The 6094-nt window shown below is 34.9% G+C and carries 1 protein-coding gene and 1 pseudogene; one reads left to right on the plus strand and one right to left on the minus strand.

The features are described from left to right. Window positions 1-180: 180 nt before the first annotated feature. Window positions 181-4572 (minus strand): hybrid sensor histidine kinase/response regulator transcription factor, encoded by a 4392-nt coding sequence (locus ACT29H_RS16620; RefSeq protein WP_444822782.1) that lies wholly within the window; start codon window positions 4570-4572, stop codon window positions 181-183. A gap of 841 nt (window positions 4573-5413) precedes the next feature. Here ACT29H_RS16620 and ACT29H_RS16625 point away from each other — a divergent pair. Further along, a pseudogene (locus ACT29H_RS16625) lies at window positions 5414-5695 on the plus strand (FecR family protein); the annotation flags it as partial. Between the last annotated feature and the right edge of the window lie 399 nt (window positions 5696-6094).

Genomic DNA, 6094 nt, shown 5'->3' on the forward strand with positions numbered 1-6094 from the left:
AAACGACAAAATAAATTATATACAATATTACTATACAATTAAATAGTAGGCTTTTTGTCCTTAACTAAACGACATTGTTCAAATTACCTATTGGAATAAAGAAGATCCCGATTATCGAAAAAAGCTTTTTTTTAATTTAGTAGGTGTTATTTCACTAGATTGAAGTTTTTATTCTTTTTTTTATGCGCCTGTTTTATGCTGACTGGGAGGATAGCCAAACAGTTTCTTGAATTGGCGACTGAAATATTTTATGTCATTAAATCCAACTCGCAATGAAACTTCTGAAACATTATAACCTTTTTCGAGTAATTGAGCTGCAATTTTCAGTTTTAGCTGCCTAACAAACTCCACTGGGCTCATTCCCGTAAGTCCTTTTACTTTATTATAAAAAACGGTTCGACTGACACATAACTGTTCGGCCAGTTGCTCAATGGTGAATTCTTCCGAGTAATGGTTTGAAATATAGGAAACGAGACTTTGTAGAAACTGTTCATCCTTACTGGTAACTTTTAAGGTCTCAGGATCAATGGTTTTGTTATCTCTGAATTTTGCAATGATGCGTTTTCTTTGTTCTATTTGGTTGATTGCAATGGTGTTGAGTAGTTTCGCGTTAAAGGGTTTTGCCAGATAAGCATCAGCTCCACATTGCAACCCGGAAATTTGATCTTCGAGATCGGTTTTTGCAGTTAGCATTATGACAGGAATGTGACTGGTTGCAAAGTCCTTTTTGAGGATTTGAGTCAGTTCCATCCCGTCCATACCTGGCATCATTACATCAGTGATAATAATATCGGGTTGTTTTTTTTTGATTATTTCCAGAGCTTTTATTGCATTAGAAGTTTTAAAAGGATGAAAATTTTGATTGATAGCAGTAGATATGTAGGCCAGTATTTCTGGATTGTCTTCAACGACTAGAGCAGAATATTTCTGTTGAGAGAGATTTATATCATTATTTGGAATGGAAATCATTTCATGTTCTGGCGCCAAAACATCAGATGTGATGGGATGGAGATTGGTCTCAAAAAGAGGATTAAATTCAATGTCTTTTCTTCCAATAAAATGATGTTTGCCTTTAAATAGAAGAATTTTAAAAGAGCTTCCAACTCCTTCTTTAGATTCAACTGATAAACTTCCGCCGTGAAGTTTTGTTATTTCATAGGCAAGGGAGAGTCCGATCCCCGTACCTGCATTTTCGCTGTTACTCAGAATGGTGTATCTGGAAAATAGATTTCTAATATTTTTTTCCGGAATACCTTTTCCCTCATCAGTAACTGTAATCACAACATTTTCTTTGGAAGTATGATTTAACGAAATAGCTACCTTTTTGCCCGAAGATGTGAATTTTATGGCATTACTAATAATATTGTAAAGGACCATATCCAATTTTGAAGCATCAGCCCATATTTCTGAATCGGATTGGTCAGTCTTGAAGCTAAGGGTAATGTTTTTGTGTCTAGCAATAGGCAGAAAGCTATCATAAACTTCTCTGCAAAAATCGACAATATCAAAAGGAGAAACCTTAAGTATCATCTTATTGTTTTGTATTTTTCTAAAGTCAAGCAGTTGGTTGATGAGGTGAAGCATTCGTTTTCCATTTTTATGAATGACCCTCAATTCTCTGTTAATTTCAGGCGAGACTTTGTGTGCCTTTTGTTTAAGATCCTCCAAGGGGCCTAGAATCAGCGTGAGAGGTGTTCGTATTTCATGAGAAATATTGGTAAAAAACTTTAATTTTTCTTCGTTAATGCGTTTTTCCACTTGAAGCTCATTTCTGTATTGGTTGATTTTGGAAACTGTTTCTTTTATGCTAACAAGAAAGGCGATAAATATCAGTCCATAAGCGATATAAGCCCATATAGTTTTATACCATGGAGGCAAAATGGTAATTTTTAATTGACGTGGATTTTTGATCCAGCCCCCTTTACGATTTGTTGCTTTAACTTTGAAAATATAATCTCCTGGTGGTAAATTAGTGAAGGTAGCTTTGTTTTGGTTTCCCGTTATATTCCATTCATTATCGAAGTTTTGGAGCAAGTAGGCATATTGTACAATTTTAGGGTCCTGGAAGTCAAGCGTGGAAAATTCTATGCTAAAGCTTGATTGATAATGTTTTAGTGTAATGTGTTTGGTGTAAGTAATGGTTTTTGTAAGTGGAGAATTTTTATCCCGAATTGAAACATCTTTATTGAAGAGTTGAAAATTGGTCAAAACAATATTTGGAGTGAAATCTTTAATCTGCAACATATCGGGATCGATAATTTCAATTCCTTTGTAGCCACCAAATAGAATAGTTCCATTTCGTCGCTTGTAGCAGGTGTTTTCCATAAATATGTCAAAACTCAATCCATTATTGGTATTGAAAATCTCTATGGTCCCGGTTAATATGTTTAAGCGGTTTACTCCGTTTTCGGTACTGATCCAAAGGTTTTGTTTGTTATCTTCATGTATGGCTAAAATCACATCATTACTTAATCCATTATTTCGGTTGATCCTAGTAAATGAGGCTTTTGAGCCGGAAAGATTTTCCAGTTTGTTAAGACCTCCTCCTAGTGTCCCAAACCATAGCTCTTTTTGAGAATCTTCAAAAATGTGTATTATGTCGTTATAACTAATGCTTTGGGGGTTGTCTGGATGGTGGATGAAACTTGAAAATAATCCTTTATCTGGAGTTTCGGACATATAAAGCCCAAATCCTGTGGCTACCCACATACGTTTTTTAGAATCAAACAAAATATTGCGCACCATATTACTTCCGAGGGAGGAATTTCGGCTGTGAAAATTTTTAAAATAACGTGATCCATCTTTTTTTTCCATTACAAGGCTTAATCCGTTTCCATAGGTGCCGATCCACATTTCATGGTCATGATTTTCAACGATGCAGTATACATTATTGTGGGTCAGGCTGGTGTTGTCGTTTTCAGAATGCCGGTAATTGTAAAAATCCAGTTTAGACAGACTTTGGTAATTGTTCACTGGTTTTTTGCTTACCAATAATCCTTTTCCTTTTGTTCCCAGCCAAATATGTCCATTATGGTCGGTAGTAATTGAATAAATGTTGGCAGCCGAAATTATCCCTCTGTCAGTTGTGAATTTTTCAAAGAAAGCCAGTTGGTTAAAAAGGGAATCCAAGATATGTAATCGACCTGCTTTTGTTCCTACCCAAAGACGGCCCTGATTATCTTCATGAATTGACCTGATAATGTTGTCAGAGATTTCTTTTATTTCGGGTTGAGGTAGTACATGTTTAAAGCCAGGGTTTCGCAAAACAACCCTCTCTATGCCGCCCAGATATTGTCCCAGTCCTAGCCAAAGCTGTCCTGAATGGTCATGGGTTATCCCGGCAACAATATTTGAACTAATTGTGTTTTCATTATAAGGATCGTTTAAGTAAAAATGAAATTTATCTTTTGCTCTAATATACATGGCTAGACCGCCTTCATGAAGTCCAATCCAGAAGTTGTTATTGTTATCTTCAAAAAATACGTGTCGTTCCAAATCGGTAGTATTTTCCCTGTCTGGTGGAGATAGTCTGTAGTGTTTGGAAGTGTTGGTCAAAGGATTGTAACGATCAATTCCGAAATGTTCACTGGTGATCCAAATTTGTCCATATCTGTCTTCGTATAATCGATCGATATTTTTACCGGTTGTGGTAATTTTTCTCCATTGGTTACTATCTTTATTATAACAGTATAGTCCTTTATTTTCAAAAGCGGCATAAATATTATTGGTATTAGAAAGGTGTAGTATGGATGTACTACAATCGGTAAAAGAAATCTGTGAATTTCGACTGGCTTCTCTGAATATACCGTTTTTTTTGTCTTTAATCAGTATGCCGTTTTTTTTTGTGCCGAACCAAATTTCATCGGAGGTTTCGCAAAAACTTGTGAATGAGTATTCAACAAAAAAATGTTGGAAGTTAGGTGTATTGGCATTCAAATCTTTTTGAGAAAGAAAATTAATTCCTTTTTGAGTCCCAATCCATAGATTTCCAAGGCTGTCACGTCGAATAAAAGAAATCTTATTGTTGGATAAAGCGTATTGCCCACGGTTCAGAAAATGGGTTGTTTGGTAACTGTGTTCCTTCTTGTCAAAAACAAGACGGTAAACTCCTAAGGAATTAAGGCCTATCCATAATTCCTTACAATCATATTGTAGATAATCTGATATTATGGAATTATCGTTTGTTTCTTGTATTAAAAAATCAGGAATAGAGTTAATTTTTTCGAATGCAGGGTGGAAATAGTGGAAATAACCATCATGGGTGACAAACCATATGAAATCTTGTTCATCTTGCCAAATATCGGTTATTCGATTATTGATGAAAATTCCAGACTTATTGCTTTCTCCCTTAAATATCTTGAATTTGTATCCGTCATAACGGTTTAGTCCATTATTTGTGCCAATCCAAAGGAAGCCTTCCTTGTCACAAAATATGGCAGAAACGGTGTTTTGTGAAAGTCCTTCTTGGGTGCCGGTATGATCAAATCGAAATATTTCCTGCCCATTTACTGCTGAGAAAAAAGTTAAGCTGAGCAAAAGAAACACTGTCCTAATGTTATTGTATTTCTGCATAGATAAAATTTTTCCCAATAACAAAAATGCAATATTTTTTTGTTTATTTAAAACTATATGACATGATTTTGATTTCTAGGTGGATGAAAGATGGTATTCAAAATTGCATAAAAGAAAGTGTTAATGCAGATATTCTTTTGTTGGATTAAATGTATTGGATATTATTTGGTTGAAGTGTTTTGTGTCTGTGGCGGAGTGAAAAAATAAAGAAATAGAAAAAAAATGTAAAATTTTTTGTCCCATTTACAGCTTTGGGTTCTCTTATTATTAAAGATGATCAATCGTCATAAAATATTTTTTATGGAACGTTTAAAGAAATTGATTGATAATCCGCATTTTTTTTTTATGGATTTTTCAACCGACCAAAGAATTGGATGAATATTGGTGCCAATATTTGAGAGCCAACCCTGAAGAAAAAGAATATATTTTGAATTTCAAAAATCAGTTTGTGAAATATTTAAATTTTCATAATAGAGAACTTTCTGACTCTGAGAAACGGGAATTGGTACAAAAGATTATTGTCCGATTGGATGAAAGGAAAAAGAGTAAGAAGTGGCTTTCGGTGTTTAAATCTGTGTTAAGATATGCTGCAGTTGCATTAATATTCTTTTCTGTCGGGGGAGGGGTGGTATATTTTAATATGAAGAGTGGTGATGACAAATCTATTTATGAAGATTATTTGGAAAAGTACGATGGTGATGAACCTGCTCTAATTATTGATGATCAGGGATATATTCCTTTGAAGGAAAAAGAATCTGTCATAGAATATTCTTCAGATGGGAGGGTTGTTGTTGACGAAAAGGAGGTGGTAGAAGAAGGAACCGATGGTGGTAACCCAAGAATGAATACTGTAGTAATTCCTTATGGAAGTCGGTCAACCATTAGTTTGTCTGATGGAACCAGAGTATGGTTGAATGCAGGAAGTCGGTTAATCTATCCATCGAGGTTTGTTGATAAAACTCGAGAGGTTTTTCTAATAGGAGAGGCATTCTTTGAGGTGGAAAAGAATGTAAAAAAGCCTTTTTATGTTAATACTTCCGGTCTTTCAGTTAAAGTGCTAGGAACCAAATTTGATGTAACTGCCTATCCTGAAGATGATTTTGTTCAAACGGTATTATCTGAAGGTCGAGTTGAAATAGAAAAATCCGGCAAAGGATTATTTGAAAAAGGGGTAGTGTTGGAGCCTGGACAGATGGCCTTTTGGGATAAAAAATTAGAAGATGCTAAAGTCTATAACGTTGATGTAGATTATTATATACTTTGGACAGAAGGCATATTTAGCTTTTCTAATACCAAATTTCAAGATTTAGTTAAGAAGTTGGAACGATATTATAACATTAAACTGAATTTTGGAGAGTGTAAAATAAACCCTGTCCATAAACTAATCAATCTTAATATTTCAGTTTATGACAGACAAGAAAAGAGAAACACCCGGATATCGCGCCCTGCGCGACTTGGCTTTAGAACAATTGCGTAGTGGAAAATCACTTACAGGCGAAGGTGGCGTTTTTGCGCCCATCAT

The organism is Thermophagus sp. OGC60D27 (assembly GCF_052400625.1).
In the GTDB taxonomy this organism is placed as follows: Bacteria; Bacteroidota; Bacteroidia; order Bacteroidales; family Marinilabiliaceae; genus Thermophagus.

Coding starts and splice junctions, on each gene's coding strand:
- ACT29H_RS16620 (WP_444822782.1), bottom strand. CDS start 4,572: ATGCAGAAATACAATAACATTAGGACAGTGTTTCTTTTGCTCAGCTTA.